Annotated in this window: 15 protein-coding genes; 5 read left to right on the top strand and 10 right to left on the bottom strand. The window is 61.1% G+C overall.

Going from position 1 to position 15,002, the window contains the following annotated elements; all coding sequences use genetic code 11:
* Positions 1-76 precede the first annotated feature (76 nt).
* Positions 77-985, top strand: coding sequence for an AraC family transcriptional regulator (locus CFII68_RS19110; RefSeq protein ID WP_018604019.1), 909 nt, complete (start codon positions 77-79; stop codon positions 983-985).
* A gap of 46 nt (positions 986-1,031) precedes the next feature.
* On the opposite strand, the gene CFII68_RS19115 is transcribed toward CFII68_RS19110, so the two are convergent.
* The 4 genes from CFII68_RS19115 to CFII68_RS19130 all read right to left on the bottom strand — a co-directional run bounded on the left by CFII68_RS19115 (position 1,032) and on the right by CFII68_RS19130 (position 6,269).
* On the bottom strand, positions 1,032-3,272 hold the full coding sequence (locus CFII68_RS19115; protein WP_018604018.1) for a xanthine dehydrogenase family protein molybdopterin-binding subunit: 2,241 nt from the start codon (positions 3,270-3,272) through the stop codon (positions 1,032-1,034).
* Positions 3,273-3,284: 12 nt separating this feature from the next.
* A complete protein-coding gene (locus CFII68_RS19120; RefSeq protein WP_003201837.1) occupies positions 3,285-3,758 on the bottom strand; it encodes a (2Fe-2S)-binding protein in 474 nt (157 codons plus the stop codon).
* Positions 3,759-3,897: 139 nt separating this feature from the next.
* Positions 3,898-4,938: a hypothetical protein gene (locus CFII68_RS19125; RefSeq protein WP_018604017.1), complete on the bottom strand. Its 1,041-nt coding sequence runs from the start codon at positions 4,936-4,938 to the stop codon at positions 3,898-3,900.
* 122 nt (positions 4,939-5,060) lie between these two features.
* Positions 5,061-6,269, bottom strand: coding sequence for an MFS transporter (locus CFII68_RS19130; RefSeq protein ID WP_018604016.1), 1,209 nt, complete (start codon positions 6,267-6,269; stop codon positions 5,061-5,063).
* Between the two features lie 153 nt (positions 6,270-6,422).
* Here CFII68_RS19130 and CFII68_RS19135 point away from each other — a divergent pair, with 153 nt between their 5' ends.
* Entirely contained in the window at positions 6,423-7,304 is an 882-nt protein-coding gene (locus CFII68_RS19135; protein ID WP_018604015.1) for a LysR family transcriptional regulator, read from the top strand.
* A gap of 54 nt (positions 7,305-7,358) precedes the next feature.
* Here CFII68_RS19135 and CFII68_RS19140 read toward each other — a convergent pair whose 3' ends face one another.
* The 4 genes from CFII68_RS19140 to CFII68_RS19155 form a co-directional block, all read right to left on the bottom strand.
* Positions 7,359-8,060 carry a YafY family protein gene (locus tag CFII68_RS19140; protein WP_033062523.1) on the bottom strand — a complete coding sequence of 234 codons (702 nt, stop codon included), beginning with the start codon at positions 8,058-8,060 and terminating at the stop codon, positions 7,359-7,361.
* A gap of 3 nt (positions 8,061-8,063) precedes the next feature.
* Positions 8,064-8,996, bottom strand: coding sequence for an NAD(P)-dependent alcohol dehydrogenase (locus CFII68_RS19145; protein ID WP_018604013.1), 933 nt, complete (start codon positions 8,994-8,996; stop codon positions 8,064-8,066).
* A gap of 182 nt (positions 8,997-9,178) precedes the next feature.
* Entirely contained in the window at positions 9,179-9,568 is a 390-nt protein-coding gene (locus tag CFII68_RS19150; RefSeq protein WP_018604012.1) for a putative quinol monooxygenase, read from the bottom strand.
* Between the two features lie 78 nt (positions 9,569-9,646).
* Positions 9,647-10,552, bottom strand: coding sequence for a LysR family transcriptional regulator (locus CFII68_RS19155; RefSeq protein WP_018604011.1), 906 nt, complete (start codon positions 10,550-10,552; stop codon positions 9,647-9,649).
* Between the two features lie 174 nt (positions 10,553-10,726).
* On the opposite strand from CFII68_RS19155, the gene CFII68_RS19160 reads away from it, so the two are divergent.
* The 3 genes from CFII68_RS19160 to CFII68_RS19170 all read left to right on the top strand — a co-directional run bounded on the left by CFII68_RS19160 (position 10,727) and on the right by CFII68_RS19170 (position 12,847).
* A complete protein-coding gene (locus CFII68_RS19160; RefSeq protein ID WP_018604010.1) occupies positions 10,727-11,026 on the top strand; it encodes a hypothetical protein in 300 nt (99 codons plus the stop codon).
* A gap of 69 nt (positions 11,027-11,095) precedes the next feature.
* A complete protein-coding gene (locus CFII68_RS19165; RefSeq protein ID WP_018604009.1) occupies positions 11,096-11,791 on the top strand; it encodes a type 1 glutamine amidotransferase domain-containing protein in 696 nt (231 codons plus the stop codon).
* Between the two features lie 24 nt (positions 11,792-11,815).
* Positions 11,816-12,847: an amidohydrolase family protein gene (locus CFII68_RS19170; protein ID WP_018604008.1), complete on the top strand. Its 1,032-nt coding sequence runs from the start codon at positions 11,816-11,818 to the stop codon at positions 12,845-12,847.
* Between the two features lie 37 nt (positions 12,848-12,884).
* Here CFII68_RS19170 and CFII68_RS19175 read toward each other — a convergent pair whose 3' ends face one another.
* Entirely contained in the window at positions 12,885-13,664 is a 780-nt protein-coding gene (locus CFII68_RS19175) for an SDR family NAD(P)-dependent oxidoreductase (protein ID WP_033062521.1), read from the bottom strand.
* Positions 13,665-13,724: 60 nt separating this feature from the next.
* Entirely contained in the window at positions 13,725-14,984 is a 1,260-nt protein-coding gene (locus CFII68_RS19180) for a TIGR02270 family protein (RefSeq protein WP_018604006.1), read from the bottom strand.
* Positions 14,985-15,002 lie beyond the last annotated feature (18 nt).

Here is a 15,002-nt window from a genome sequence, read left to right as displayed (position 1 = left end):
CAACGACTTAGGGTGATGCCGAACAGCGTTCGCCATCACCGCAAGTCGTGGGTCCGATGTTTTCAAGGAGTGAGATGTGCACACCGATTTCAAAAGCGACCGGGGCGCCAGCGACATCAGTCGCCTGGCCGGCTCGGTCAGCCAGCTTGTGCCCAGCGAAGGCGACCAGATCACCGCCATTGCCGGCTTGAGCCTGCATCGGCGTAACGCGATCAGCGCGCCGACGCACTGCATCTATGGCCTGGGTATCGGCGTGACCTTGCAAGGCCGCAAGCAAGCCATGCTCGGGGACGAGATACTGACCTACGCGCCCGGCCAGTCCATGGTGACCTGCGTGGATCTGCCGGTCATTTCCCATGTTTCCCAAGCCAGTGTCGCCAAGCCATTCCTGGGCATGATGCTGAGATTCGACAGCACGATGGTGATGCAGGTGGCCGAGCGCATGCAGTTGTCACAGCGCATGAGGGACGACGCGTTTCGACCGATTACCGTACAAGCGCTGGATGCCGGGGTGCTGGACGCCCTGCGACGCTTGATAGACCTGCTGGAGGAGCCGCCGCTGCTTGAGACAGTGGCTCCGCTGATCAAGGAAGAGATCATCGCTCGCCTGTTGAGCGGTGCCCACGCGCCGCAGTTGCTGCATGTGATCGCTGCCGGGTCACCCAGCCAGCACATTGCCAAGACCGTCGCCTGGCTGAAACTGAATTTTCGCCAAGCGTTGCGCATGGACGATCTGGCGGCACAAGCGCACATGAGTCCTTCCACGTTTCGCCTGCACTTTCGCACCGTGACCGGTATGAGTCCGTTGCAATACCAGAAGCAACTGCGGCTACAAGCCGCTCGGCAGTTGATGTTGAGCCAGAACGTCGACGCAAGCAGTGCCGGGGGCTTGGTTGGCTATGAAAGTGCCTCGCAGTTCAGCCGTGAATACAGCCGTCTCTTTGGGGCGCCGCCGCAACGGGATATCAAGCGCATTCGCTTGTGATTGTGAGGCGTGCCTGGCATTGCGACCAGACAGCCTCACACCCCGGTCACGCCAACTTGAACGGCAACTCACGCAACGGTTTACCCGTCAGGCTCGCCACGGCGTTGGCAAAAGCGGGGGCCAACGCCGGGAGACCGGGTTCTCCCATTCCGGTGGGCGGCTCGGCGCTTGGCACGATGTGGACGGCGAATTCCGGCATGTCGGTAATGCGCGGCACGCTGAAGTCGGCAAAATTGCTCTGCTGCACCACACCATCTTTCAGGGTGATCGCTCCACCTGGCAGGCACATCGACAAGCCCATCAGCGCCGCGCCTTGGACCTGGGCCTCGACACTGCGTGGGTTGACCGTCAGGTTGCAGTGCACACCGGCTGTCACGTTGTGCAGCACCGGACGGCCGTCCTGCACCGAGGCTTCGACGACGTAGGCCACCACCGAGCTGAACGACTCGTGGACCGCCACGCCCCAGGCATGGCCCGCCGGTAATTGGCGCTTGCCATACTCGCTCTTGTCCACGGCCAATTGCAGCGCCTCGCGATGGCGCGGGCTCTGGTCACCAAACAGCTTCATCCGGTAGGCCACTGGATCCTGCTTGGTCGTGCGAGCAATCTCGTCGATCAGCGTTTCCATCACAAACGCCGTATGGGTGGAGCCCACGCTGCGCCACCACAGCACGGGAACGTTGAGCTTGGGGTGATGAACCGTCAGCCGCATGGGCAGCGGATACGGATTGCGCAGGCCTTCCGTGGCGGTCGGGTCGATGCCATTTTTCACCTGCCCACCAAACACGGTGCCGGTGATGATCGATTGCCCGACCAGGGCGTGGTCCCAGGCGAGGACCTTGCCACTGTCATCAAAGCCGATGCGCGCGCGGTGCAGGTGCATGGGGCGATAGTAGCCACCCTTGATGTCGTCTTCCCGGCTCCAAAGGGTGCGAATAGGGGCGTTGACCCCAGCGGTGCGCGCGGCCTTGGCCACTTCGCAAGCCAGTACAACGAAATCGTTGGTGGGCACGCCACGTCGGCCAAAACCACCGCCGGCGGTCTGCACGTTCACCTGGATCTGCTCTGGCTTGAGGTCCAGCACCTTGGCGGCCGCAGCCGCATCGCCGCCGGGGAATTGCGTGCCGACCCACAATTGAGCGCCATTGCCAGCAAGCTGCACGGTGCAATTGAGCGGTTCCATGGGGGCATGGGCGAGGTAGGGGAACACGAACTCGGCGTCCAGTTGATGCGGCGCGGTGGCAAGCGGCGTCATGTCGGCATCAAAGTGCAACGGGCCTGGCTTGCCCGCCAGCTCCCGGTATTGAGCCAGTTGTTTTTCGCTGTCCACTTTTTCCACGGCGGACGTGTTCCATTCCACCTTCAGTGCATCGCGTGCCAGCTTCGCCTGCCAGTAACTGTCGGCAACCACCGCAACACCTTCGGCACCGCCGTCCAGCGGCACACGCACCACGGCCTTTACACCTTTCGTGGCCCGCGCCGCGCTGTCATCCAGGGAGGCGATTTTGGCGCCGAACACCGGTGGGCGGGCGACGACAGCCGTGAGCTGCCCCGGCAGATGCATGTCGATGCCAAAATCCTGCTGGCCGCTGCTCTTGGCCTTGGCATCGATACGGGTGGTGGCCTGGCCGATGATGCGGAAGTCCTTGGGATCCTTGAGCGTGATCTGCTCGGGCACCGGCATCGCCATCGCGGCTTCGGCCAGTTCGCCGTAGCTCGCTTTACGGCCTGCCGGGCCGAGGACCATGCCGGCCTGGGTGCTCAGGCTCGCCACGTCGACGTTCCAGCGCGCGGCGGCAGCACTCAGCAACATGGCGCGGGCACGGGCGCCGAGTTCGCGGTACTGGGTATAGCTGTTCTTGATCGAGTTGGAACCGCCGGTCAGGTGGATGCCGAAGGCCGGGTCCATGTAGGCGGCGTCACTGTTGCCGTTGCGACTGCGCACCAGGCTCCAGTCGGCATCGAGCTCCTCGGCGAGAATCATCGGCAAGCCGGTCTGCACGCCCTGGCCGAACTCCAACCGGTTGATGGTCACCGTGACCTCGCCACTGGGCGCGATCTGTACGAATGCGGAGGGTTGCTGGGTCGGCTTGAGCGGCGCTGCGGCGGCGCCATTGGCCTCCTGGGCCAGGGCCAGGTGTGGAAACGCACCCAAGGCCAGCCCGCCGATGCCGACGATCTTGAGAAAGCTGCGGCGGGGCAGCGCAGCGGGGCCGTCAGCCACGTCGCGTTCAAGCATGTGTTGCAAGGCGCGAGGCTGCTCGTTCGGAAAAATCTCGTTCAACATGGTCAGCTCCGATCAGGCAAGGGCTTTGGCGGCATCAGCCACCGCGGCGCGGATACGGGCGTAGGTGCCACAGCGGCAGATATTGCCGGCCATGGCCGAGTCGATCTCGGCGGCCGTGGGCTGCTTGCCCTTGGGCTGGGCCTTGAGAAAAGCGGTCGCGCTCATGATCTGGCCGCTCTGGCAGTAGCCACATTGCGCCACGTCATGCTTGACCCACGCTTCGTGCACGGCGCTGCCGACCGGGTCGCTGCCGTTGGTGGCCGCTTCGATGGTGGTGATCTTCTTGCCTTCGGCGGCGGCGATGGGCGTCACGCAGGAACGAATGGCCTGGCCATCCAGGTGCACGGTGCAGGCACCACACAGCGCCGCGCCACAGCCGAACTTGGTGCCGGTCATGCCTAGCGTGTCGCGCAGGGTCCAGAGAATCGGGGTGCTTGGGTCTACGTCGACCGTGTATTCACGGCCGTTTATGTTCAGGGCGCTCATAGGGGGACCAGCTCCAGATGGTTTGGCTCTGGTTAACTATAGGAAGGAATGGTTGGGGTGGATTGCACGATCCAGGCTGATGCTTGCCCGATCCTGCGAATCCGTGCGCTGTTGCATGGCAGTCAATACCGTAGGGCGCTCAGACGCTCAATACCAGTTCCCGTCCCGCGCGGCGCAAGATGGCTTCTACTGTGCCGCGGTGAATGAAGACTTTGTTCCAGTGGGCGGTGAACATCGCTTCGGTAGGAAATCCCTGGCGCTGCCATACTTGCTTGCCGCTGATCAACTGCACCTCCACGAATTGACCCAGGCGATCGTCCTGGCGTTGCGCGTTGACGATACGCCCGGTCAGTCGTGCGATCCCACTCAGTTCATACTTCCAGTGGATGCTCTCAAGGTTATTGATGTCCCAGGCGACGACAGGCTCAGCCAGTACCAACGTGGCAGTCCCGTCGACGGTGTCATGTTTTAGGAACGCGACGATACTTTCTACGTTAGCACATGCAGTGACCGCTTCGCGGATGCCCTCGAATGTCGCATTGAGGGCGGCATCACCGTTGACTACACCAAACATGAAGCCCAGGTCAGCCTCATAAGGATGGCTGATGCGCTTGTACCCGAACGCTTCCAGTGCAATGAGCTCGCGTCCGAGAATGGTGGGTCTTTTGGCGGCATCGCTCCAGAGAAAGTTCTTGTTCAGTGCTTTCTTGTAAGCGAGGTAGAACACACAGAGTCGATGAACACCGCCCAATAACCAGCAATCATTCATCAGTGGCCACCAATATTGCTCGGATAAAATACTGCCCGTTTGCTGGCTGGCTTCAGGCTTCTGCCCAGTGAAAAATTTTTTGCTGTGCGAATCCGGCGTGTAAGACGTCGTTCCAAAATTGGTGAATAAATCTTCGCCGCCTTCTTTTCTCAGCGTCGCCAATTCACCGAGAACAAGGGCATTAAGGGCATTCTTGTAGGCGTTCTGATACAGCTCCCAACCGTAATAACCTGCATAGGCTTTCTGACTGCTTTTGTAATAATCGGCTTTGTCGCTGGCGCTCAGGCTTTTATAACCTTCCATCGCCCGGATTTGCCCATAAAAGTTATTTTCATAATAGGACGGCTGAAGCGTGGCGAAATAATCCCAGCCTTGCTTGATGGCTTGTTGAAACTGGGCCTCGTTATACATACCCCCGGACCTCCCTGTAACGGTGGAATCAGCATAGTGTCCACCCATTCTTTTCGCCAACGCGGCCACACGTATGCTACGGCTGTGTCAATTCAGGCATTTGCGCGGATGACAACTCACCCTCATTGGATGCGCCCTGCGAACCCGTACTGCCTGGCAGACCACACCACCGCCAACGTCAGCAGCAGGAGAACGACCAGGACCGGCGCAAACGCCACGACCCCCAGGTGATCGAGCAGCAGGCCCCCCACGATCCCGCCACCGGCAATGGCGACGTTCCAGGCCGTGACCAGCATCGACTGGGCGAGATCCGCTGCCTCTGCGGCCGTCTTGGCGATTGCCGTCTGGAACAACGTCCCGGCCCCTCCAAAAGCGATTCCCCAGGCCGCCACTGCGATGTAGATCGCAGCAGGGCGATCGCTCATGACGCCTAGCGTCAGTGCCGAGATGGCGAACAGCGCCGTGCTGGCAAGGGTCAATGCCCGTAGATGGCGATCGATCAGCACGCCGACGACCCAGATGCCCAGCAACGATGCGACCCCGAAGACCAACAGGACCAGGTCGGTCCGCTCGCCCAGGCCCGCCGTCATCAGGAACGGTGCGATATAGGTAAAGAGGATGTTGTGCGCCAGGACAAAGGCCAACACCACGAACAACACCGAGCGAACGCCTGGCAGGGTGAAGACCTGGCGCAACGCAAGGCGCTTATTGGTGGTTTGCCCAGGAAAGTCAGGCAGCTTGAGTCGTACCCAGACCATCAAGGCGACGGCGAACAGGCTCATGATGGCGAAGCTCATCCGCCAACCGATCAAATTACCGAGCAAGGTGCCGGCCGGTACGCCCAGGGATAACGCCAAGGGTGCGCCCACCATGGCAATCGCAATCGCCCGGCCTTTCTGGCTCTCGGGCACCATGCGGGCGGCATAACCGGCCAACAAGGCCCAGAGCAGCCCGGCCGATACGCCACCCAGCAAGCGCGCGACGATCGTCAAACCATAATGGGACGAAAGCGTCGTCACCGTATTGGCCACGGCAAAACCGGCAATGGCCAGCAGCAAGAGCGACCGGCGCCGCATGCCTTGGGTCGCGGCCGTCAACGGAATGGCCGCCAGCAATGAACCTATCGCGTAGACCGTGACCAACTGGCCGGCGAGGGCTTCGGAGATCGCCAGCCCTTCGCTGATCTGTGAGAGAAGGCCGGCGGGCAAGGCTTCGGTGAGAATGGTCACGAACGCCGCGAGCGCGAGGGCAAACAGTGATCCGATGGGGAGCGGCGCAGCGTCTTGAACGATCTCGGCACCAGCGTCGATATGGGTATTGGCAATCGTCATGTGTCACCTGCTTGGAAACGCTTCTGACCCGCCGGATAGCGGCGTCAATCGCAGATTGATAAGTGCCGACAACGGTAAGTGTCCCTCCTTGGCGAGACAAGAATGCTAGAGTGCGCAACACATCGGAAAAAATGTCCGTAATTGGAGCCTGGCGTGGAATCACTGAGCGGGATTGGTTTTTTTGTTCGCGCGGCCGAAACCCGCAGCTTTTCAGAGGCGGGCAGGGCGCTTGGCATTTCGTCTTCGGCGGTGGGCAAAAGCGTCGCCCGGCTCGAGGAACGGCTGGGTGTGCGGCTGTTTCATCGCAGCACGCGCAGTATCACGCTGACGGCGGAAGGGACGCTTTTCCTCGAGCGTTGCCGGCGCATTCTCTGCGAAGTCGAAGCGGCCGAACTGGAACTGTCGCAAACCCGCCAAGCGCCGCGGGGCAAACTGCGCGTGAGTTTGCCCCTGGTTGCTGATTTGGTGATGCCGACGCTGATCGCCTTCATGCGCCGCTACCCCAGTATCGAACTGGACCTGGATTTCTCCGACAGGCTGGTGGACATCATCGAGGAAGGTTTCGATGTCGTCATTCGGACCGGAGAACCGAACGACTCCCGGCTGATGTCCCGCCCGTTGGGCCCGTTCAAGCTGGTTGTGGTCGGTTCGCCCCAGTACTTCGCCGAGCACGGTACGCCGCAGGTGCCGGCGGATCTGCTGCGCCATGCCTGCCTGCTATACAAGTTTCCCAGTACTGGCAGGATGCAGGTCTGGCCGGTCAATGGGGAAGGACAGCCCGATCTCAACCTGCCGGCCACCCTGGTCTGCAACACTACCGAGGCGTTGCTGCACGTAGTGCACGACGCGCTGGGGATTGCCTGCGTGCCGGATTTCACTGTGCGTGAGGCGATCGCCAGTGGTGAACTGGTCACCGTCCTCGACGAGTTCAATCGGCATCAGAACACCTTCCGCATGCTCTGGCCTTCAAGCAAACACCTGGCGCCGAAACTGCGGGTGTTCATTGATTTCATGAGCAGTGAGTTGTTCAAGTGACTGAACCACCGCCTTCGCGAGCAAGCTCCCTCCCACAAGGGAAATGCGCTGGTCCTAGCTGCAGTCTTTCTGTTTGCACGGGTGCGCTTCCCGGGCGCGCCACTCCTTGACCAGCTGTTGCCTGGGTCGGGCGTAGCGCTCCTCCAGGATAGCCACCTCGACGATCCGGTCCGTTCGGAATAGACGATAGTCGCCACGCAGCTCACACCAGCCGGCGATATAGCGCTGCGATTCGACAAACCCCAGCATGATCGGCCAGAAGGTTCGCTGCGTCTGCTCTCCATTCTCGTCCTTGTAGACGATCCGCATTTTTCGCTGTTCGCGAAGCGCCAGCCGGACCTGCGCCAGATCCAACGCCGCCGGCGCGCCTTGATTGCGACTGACATAGATCGTGTCGTTGTCCAATGTTCGCCGCATGTGCGGCGGCAGGACACTGTCGATTTTTGCCAGGGCGTTTTGAACGGCGCGGGCCAGGCCTTCATCGGTTTGGCGGCTGACCCACTGTGCGCCGGCCATCAACGCTTGGATCTCTTCCTCGGTAAAACTCAACGGAGGCAACAGAAAACCCGGGCGCAGGACGTAGCCGACGCCGGGTTCACCAACGATGTCCGCCCCCATCGACTGCAGCGTGATGACGTCTCGCCGGATGGTACGCAACGACACATTCAGCTCACGGGACAGCGTGATACCGGAAACCGTCCCGCGGTGGCGCCGAAGGACTTGCATGAGGTCGAATAATCTATGGCTTCTTGACACGCTTCAGTCCATGGCCACGAGGGCCTTGCCACGGAGCTTCCTGCCGCCCTCGATGGCCGCGATAAGCTGGATCGCATCGCCGAGCGGCACCACCTCCGCTACAGGAAGCCGGAAGCTGCCATTCTGGGCGGCTTGGGCGAGCGTGTCGAGAACGTCGGGGCGCGGCGTACAGATGACGGGTTTCAAGCGTTTATCAAAGAGTGCGCGAATGAACTTGCCAGGGCTTGGATTCAGGTCCAGCAGTACGCCACCCTTGCGCAGCAGGCTGAAGCCGAGTGACAGGGGCATTGTGGCCGCCGTGTCATACACCACATCGAAACGTTCAGGCAGGTGGGAGAGGTCGGTCTTCTGATAGTCATAAACCGTATCGACCCCCAACCGTCGCGCTCGCTCCAGGGTCTGCTCACTGCAAGAACCGCTAACCTTGGCCCCCACCATACGGGCTATCTGCACGCAGGCTTCACCTACTGCGCCACTGCAACCGTTGATGAAGACATGCTGGCCCGCGCTCAGCCTGGCCTTGTCCCGCAACCCGTTCCACGCGGTCATCCCCGGTGTCCCGAGGCAGGCGGCTTGCTCGAAGGATACGTCGTCGGGTTTGCCGGACAGCAGCGATTCCTGGGTGACCACCGCTTCTGCCAGGGCGCCACTTTCCTTGAAGCGGGCGAGACCAAACACAGCATCGCCCACCTTAAAACGCGTGACGTCGCTGCCCACCGCAATGACCGAGCCGGAGAAGTCCATTCCCATGGCCCTAGGGAAGGACCTACCCGTAACGATCTTCATCTGGCCGCTGCGCAACTTCCAGTCGATCGGGTTGATGGCGGCGAATCTGACTTTTACAGCAACTTCGCGCGGGCCCGGTGAAGCCAACGTGAATGACTCGAGTTTCATCACATCCGGCCCGCCGTAATTGTAATACTGGATACGCTTCATAGCTGACGCTTACTCTGGATGATTGATGAGATAGAAGTAGGGCCGGGGGCAGGGGCGCGGTTTCCAGCGCATCGTTGAGCCTGCGGCCAATCACTTCACTCTAACCATCGACAGGGTCAGTTTTTGTCACCATTGTTTTTCCGCAGGGCACCTGCCTGGCACGGGAAGGCATCGTCCCGGTTTCACTTCGAACTCAGTTGGATCGGCGTCGTCTCGATCAATCGTCTGGAGAGGATCATCGACTGGGTTTGCTCTACGTACCGTTTGAAATGCGCAGACCCGATGTGGGACAGGTAGGCTTGCTCGTCAGCGTAGATTTCGAAGAAGTGGAGCAAGTGAGGGTGGTCTTTATCCGCCACCGAATAGATGGCAATCACCCCGGGCTCCACGCGCGCGGAGATCTCCATCTCTTCCTTGACGATCTGGGTATAGCGTTGCAGTTGCTCTGGATCGATCTCGAGCTGTGCGACACGCACCACCACCGTGGATGGAAATGTCTGCGCGCTGGCCCCGCCGGATGCAAACAGGCAAAGCACCATCGCGCACTTGGAAAACCACTGACGAATGTTCATGACAAACTCCTGGCAAGGGCTGGGTGAATTCAATGACTCACCCACGGGCGACACGCTGTGGGCGACGGTTTCTCTGGCTCACAGCTTCATGATGTCTGGCAGTCGGCTGGCCAGCACATCGATGATGTGCCGCAGCCGCATGGGCATTTGCCGCATCTGAGGTGAGACGGCATGACAATCCATCGTGGTGGGCGGATGCGTTTCCAGGAGCTGAACGAGAGCACCCGAGCGCAAGCGATCACGCACCAGCCAAGAAGGCAGCCAGCCAATGCCCATGTCAGCCTCGACAGCATCGGCGATCAATGAAAGGTCATTCAAACGAATGCGCGGGGAAAGGGACACCGTCTTGAGTTGGCCATCGGTATCCGTAACGGCCCAGGGCTGCGTGTAATCGCGCCGGTGATACAGCACCGCGTCGTGGCCGAGCAATTCTGGCAGGCTGCGGGGCTGCCCGTTTTTGGCCAGATAACCTGGTGATGCGCAGAGCAGTTTTTGCTGGACCGCCAGATGTTGTGTACGTAGGCCGCTGAGTTGCGCCAGGGGGCCAAAGCGAATCGCCAGATCGAAGCCTTCGGCGATCAGGTCTACGGACTGGTCGCTGAAGTGCAATTCAAGTTCCAGCTTGGGATGTTGGCGGGCCTGTTCCAGCAGGATCGGGCCGGCACAGTATTGGCCGAACAGGACCGGCATCGTCACGCGCAGGCGCCCCGTGATTTCTTGCTGGCCCGATTCCAGCAGGGACTGAGCCGAGCGGACTTCTTCCAAGGCGCGCAGGCAATGTTCGTAATACACCTGGCCAGCCTCGGTCAGGCTTTGGGTCCGGGTGGTCCGATGGAACAGGCGAACGCCCAGCCGCTCCTCCACCCGGCCAATCGCCTTGCCCACCGCCGATCGCGTCAACGACAACTGTTCAGCCGCGCGGGCAAAACCGCCGGCGTGAACGACTTCGACGAACAGTGCTACGCCATCCAATGGATCTCTCATACGGCCCTGGCTCCTGGATTGGTTCCCTTGATTCAACTTTATGGAGAAAAAATATCGTTAATGGTGATTATTATTCCACTATAAGCTACAGGTTCATTGATATTGGTGTCCAGGCGGAGCCAGTGCGTCGATTCCACTGCGCCTAAGCCCTGCACCCGACCAAGGAGCCGAACCATGAAACTGCTTTGTCTCGACATTCCTCAACCTGGCGCCAGTCTTGAGAAATATCAGCCGCATCTGTTCGACGAAGCCCGACATGCCTGGCAGCTCTACAAGGGCGGCATCGTGCGCGACTTCTATTTTCGCCAGGATCGCCCAGGTGTCGCGATCATCGCTGAGGCCGACACCGTGGAATCCGCCAGGGCGGCATTGAACGAATTCCCCCTGGCCAAAGTGGGGCTCATCGACTGGGAGATCATTCCGCTCGGGCCCTTCATGAACTGGGAAATGCTCTTCGCGCCTGGTAACGCCTGACGCTTATTGCGGCGCTGGCATCGTGATGAACGCGCCTGTCTTCTTCGTCTCAACCAAGAGCCCGAGACCATGAACAAACAAGCTTCTGAACTCAAACCGGTCCTTTTCGTCGTTACCAGCAACGCGGTGAAGGGCGCGTCCGGGATCCCCACCGGCTTCAACCTGGCCGAGGTCACTCATCCATTGGAGAAACTGCAGGAGGCGGGCATCCGTGTCGAACTGGCCTCCATCAATGGCGGTGCCGCGCCCTTGGACGGGCTGGAGGATATGAGTGATCCCGTCATCGCCCACTATTGGGCCGATGCGGATTTCCGGCATGCACTTGAGCACACCTTGCCCATGAACGAGGTGGATCCATCACGCTATTCGGCCATTTTCTTCGCCGGTGGTCACGGCACGATGTGGGACTTCCCTGATAACCCTGCCGTACAAGCGGCGATCCGCGAAATCGATGCGGCCGGCGGCATCGTTTCGGCGGTCTGTCATGGGCCGGCGGCCTTGGTCAATGCACGTCGCGCCGACGGCAGCCTGCTCGTGGCCGGTAAACGGGTCGCAGCTTTCACTGACAACGAGGAAGAGGAAGTGCAGTCCACCCACGTTGTGCCATTCCTGTTGGCATCGACGCTCAACCGCCGCGGCGCACATCACCAGCAGGCGGCTAACTGGGCCGACAATGTGGTTGTCGACGGTCGCCTCATCACCGGTCAAAACCCCCAGTCCGCCGCCAGCCTGGGCGAAGCACTGCGAGATGCGCTGTTAGCGTGATGACTTATGAGTAGGGCGCGCGATATGAAACTGATCTGTGTTGAAGAGCACGTACTCGACCCCGCCATGGGCGTCGCCACGCAGGCGCTCGTGCAGGCCGAGGCCCCCTATCTTTCGGGCTGGGGCAGTCGGGTGATCGATGGTGTACAGGTAGCGGACCTTAGTCGGCCGCATGTTGTTGCGCCCAGCGAGTCAGCTCGCAAGGCGTTGGAAACAGGCACATCACGCTTGGCCGATATGGACGCAGCAGGAATCAGCATGCAAGTGCTTTCCTATGGCGGGTTTCCTCAGCTATTGCCCGCCTCGCAAGCCATTGAGCTGTGTCGTGCTGCCAATGACCAGCTGGCGGTGACCGCGCAAGCTCAGCCCGATCGTTTCAGCGGTTTTGCCACGCTCCCGTGGCAGGCACCCGAGGCGGCGGCGCGTGAGCTGGAGAGGGCGGTGACGGAGCTGGGCCTCAAAGGCGCGCTGATCAACGGTCGTCCGGGGGATACGTTCCTGGACGACGCAGGCTATGCCCCGATTCTTGCCGCCCTCAATGAGTTGAAGGTTGCGTTGTACGTCCATCCGGGTCTGCCGCTGCCTGCCGTTCAAACGTCGTATTACGGCGGGTTCGAGCGTGAACTCAGTGCACGTCTTTCGATGTTTGCCTGGGGTTGGCACAACGAGGCAGGCATTCAAGTCGTGCGGATGTTGCTCGCGGGCGTGTTCGACCAGTATCCCCATCTGCAAGTCATCAGTGGGCACTGGGGCGAAATGGTGCCGTTTTTCCTGCAGCGTCTGGAGGACGCTATTCCCCAGGATGCCAGCGGCCTGCAACGTCCCATCGGTCAGACTTACCGCGAGCATGTCTACGTTTCGCCCAGTGGCATGCTCACGCTCCCGCATTTCCAGTTCATTCACGCGCTCATGGGCGCGGAGCGAATCCTGTATTCCATCGATTATCCCTACCAGAGCCTGGATGGCGCCCGCGCTTTCCTCGAGAGCCTGCCCATCACTGAAGCGGACAAGGCGCTCATCGCCCACGGTAACGCCGAGCGATTGCTGGGCCTATGACGCGAATCGTGGCGAATGCCTGGGGCGCCTGTTCAGCTCAAGGGGCCTTGTTCTCGACCAGGCAGTTTCCGCCATCCACCACGATGACTTCGCCCGTGAGGTAGCTCGCCTCTGAAGACGCAAGGAAAGCCACCAATGCCGCCACCTCTTCGGGACGTCCGGCGCGGCCCATCGGCGTGTAACCGGCCGCCTTGGACTCCTCGGCAGTGGTCGACCCGGTAGTGATCCAGCCGGGAGCGACGCTGTTCACCGTGATCCCTTGCTGGGCGACTTCCAGCGCCAGGCTCATGCTCATTCCAACCATCGCGGCCTTTGCGGCGCTGTAAGCCGCTTCACCGGGGTTACTGCAGCGGGTGCCGGTCGTGGAGCTGATGTTGACGATGCGCCCGTAACGACGCGCCCGCATACCAGGCAGAACGGCCCGTGTCAGCAGAAAAGCCGTGGTCAGGTTTCGCGCCAGTGTCAGGTTCCAGGTGTGCAGGTCCATGCTTGCCACGTCGGAAAAGAACTCCGGGCTGCCTTGCATGGCCATGCCCGCGTTGTTGACCAGAATATCGATCCGACCCCAGAGGAACTCCGCCCACAGGATGAACTCACGTACCTGGTTTTCATCGGTAAGATCGAGGGCCCGGCCTTCGACTTCGAACCCTTCGGCACGCAGTTCTGCAACTCGATCATTGATTCGCGCACTGCTGGCGGTGACGATCAATCTCGCTCCCGCCGCGCCCAGCCTGCGGGCGATCGCCATGCCGATTCCGATCTCGCTTCCAACCCCACTGATGAGGGCCACAGGGTTCTGTCCGGTTACGTTTGGCACGGTGCCTCCAGAGGGTTGTCAGTGATTGCCAGGCGTCGGCGCGCTATATAAACACGCAGATCAACGCCCGAACACCGCCGTCATCCCCAACAAGCGCTTTTGCCGCCAGGCCGGTGCGCTCGTGGGGAAAAGCACCTCGTCTGGCCGATAGCGGGCGAGACCGCAGGCGGCGGCGATGCGTTGGCGTTGCTGGCCGCGGACAAGGGCTTGCTGAAAACTGTGTTCGCTATGGGCCAACCCCAGCATATAACGCGTACCCACCTGGAAGCGTCCGCCATTGGCTTGCCACCATTTTTCGATTGCCTGCGGGTCCGGCCAAGGCAGGTTTTCATCGGGGTCCATCGCGACATTGGGGTCATCAGGGTTGTCGTTCGGGCCTGCATCGAAATCCGGCAGGGCCTGCAATTCCAGGTCGAGTAGCGCCAGGTCCGCGCCGGTGATCAGGCTGAAGGCTTCACCGGCGACGCGGGCATAGGGCAGGTCGCTCATCTGCTGGATCAACCAGGGTACGCAGACCGGATCGCCCAGCAGCCCTAGGGCCTCGATGCCGATGCGCCGATCCCGGGGATCCTGTACCAATTGACGTATCCAGGCGATGCTGGGCTCGCGTTCCTGCCAAGCCAGCAGTACGCAGAGCGCGCGGTACTGAAACTCGCCCGGTTGTTCGGCGAATGAGCGCAGAGGCTCCAAGGCCTGCTGATCAGCCATTTGAGTGGTGGCCCAGTTGGCCCAGAAACGCGTGGCGGCGTCTTCATGCTGGCGGTGGGCACGAATCGCCGGCAGCAGGTCACGCCGACGCAGCTCGCCCGCCGTGCGGGCGGCACGTGCCAGCACACTGGGGTCAGCATCGGAAAGTACGGCCAGCAGGGCGGGGCCTGGATCGTGGCGATGCATGCCGCAGGCGGCGAGGCCGAGGCGACGGAACAGGGGCTCGGGGGAGGCGAGCATACGTTCGATCCAGGGCGATACCCGTTCCCAGTCAAGCCAACCCAAAGCCATCAGGTAGCCGCGTTCGGTTTCCAAGGCACTGCGCAAATGCTCGCTGAGCCGCGATAGTACTTTCGCGTCGGCCGTCTCGAAGGCCAGCACCACACTGGCGAACATCTCGCCGATGGCGTGTGGGTCGAGCTGGGCCAGTAGCGTTTCCAGGCCTGCTGAGCCGGCGATACGCAGGCCATCGAGATGGGCGTCGATGCGCTCGTCCAGGGTGCTGAGGTCGTCCAGGTCGTAGTGTGGCGCACGCGAGGCGTAATCGCGCAGGATGGCGAGGAAACCGGCTTCTTCAGCGTGCAAGTCAAGGACGACGGGCAGTGTATTCATCGACCGTCGACTCCGAGG

The sequence above is a fragment of the Pseudomonas sp. CFII68 genome, assembly GCF_000416195.1.
GTDB classification, from domain to species: Bacteria; Pseudomonadota; Gammaproteobacteria; order Pseudomonadales; family Pseudomonadaceae; genus Aquipseudomonas; species Aquipseudomonas kilonensis.
This window is presented reverse-complemented; position numbering and strand designations above follow the sequence as displayed.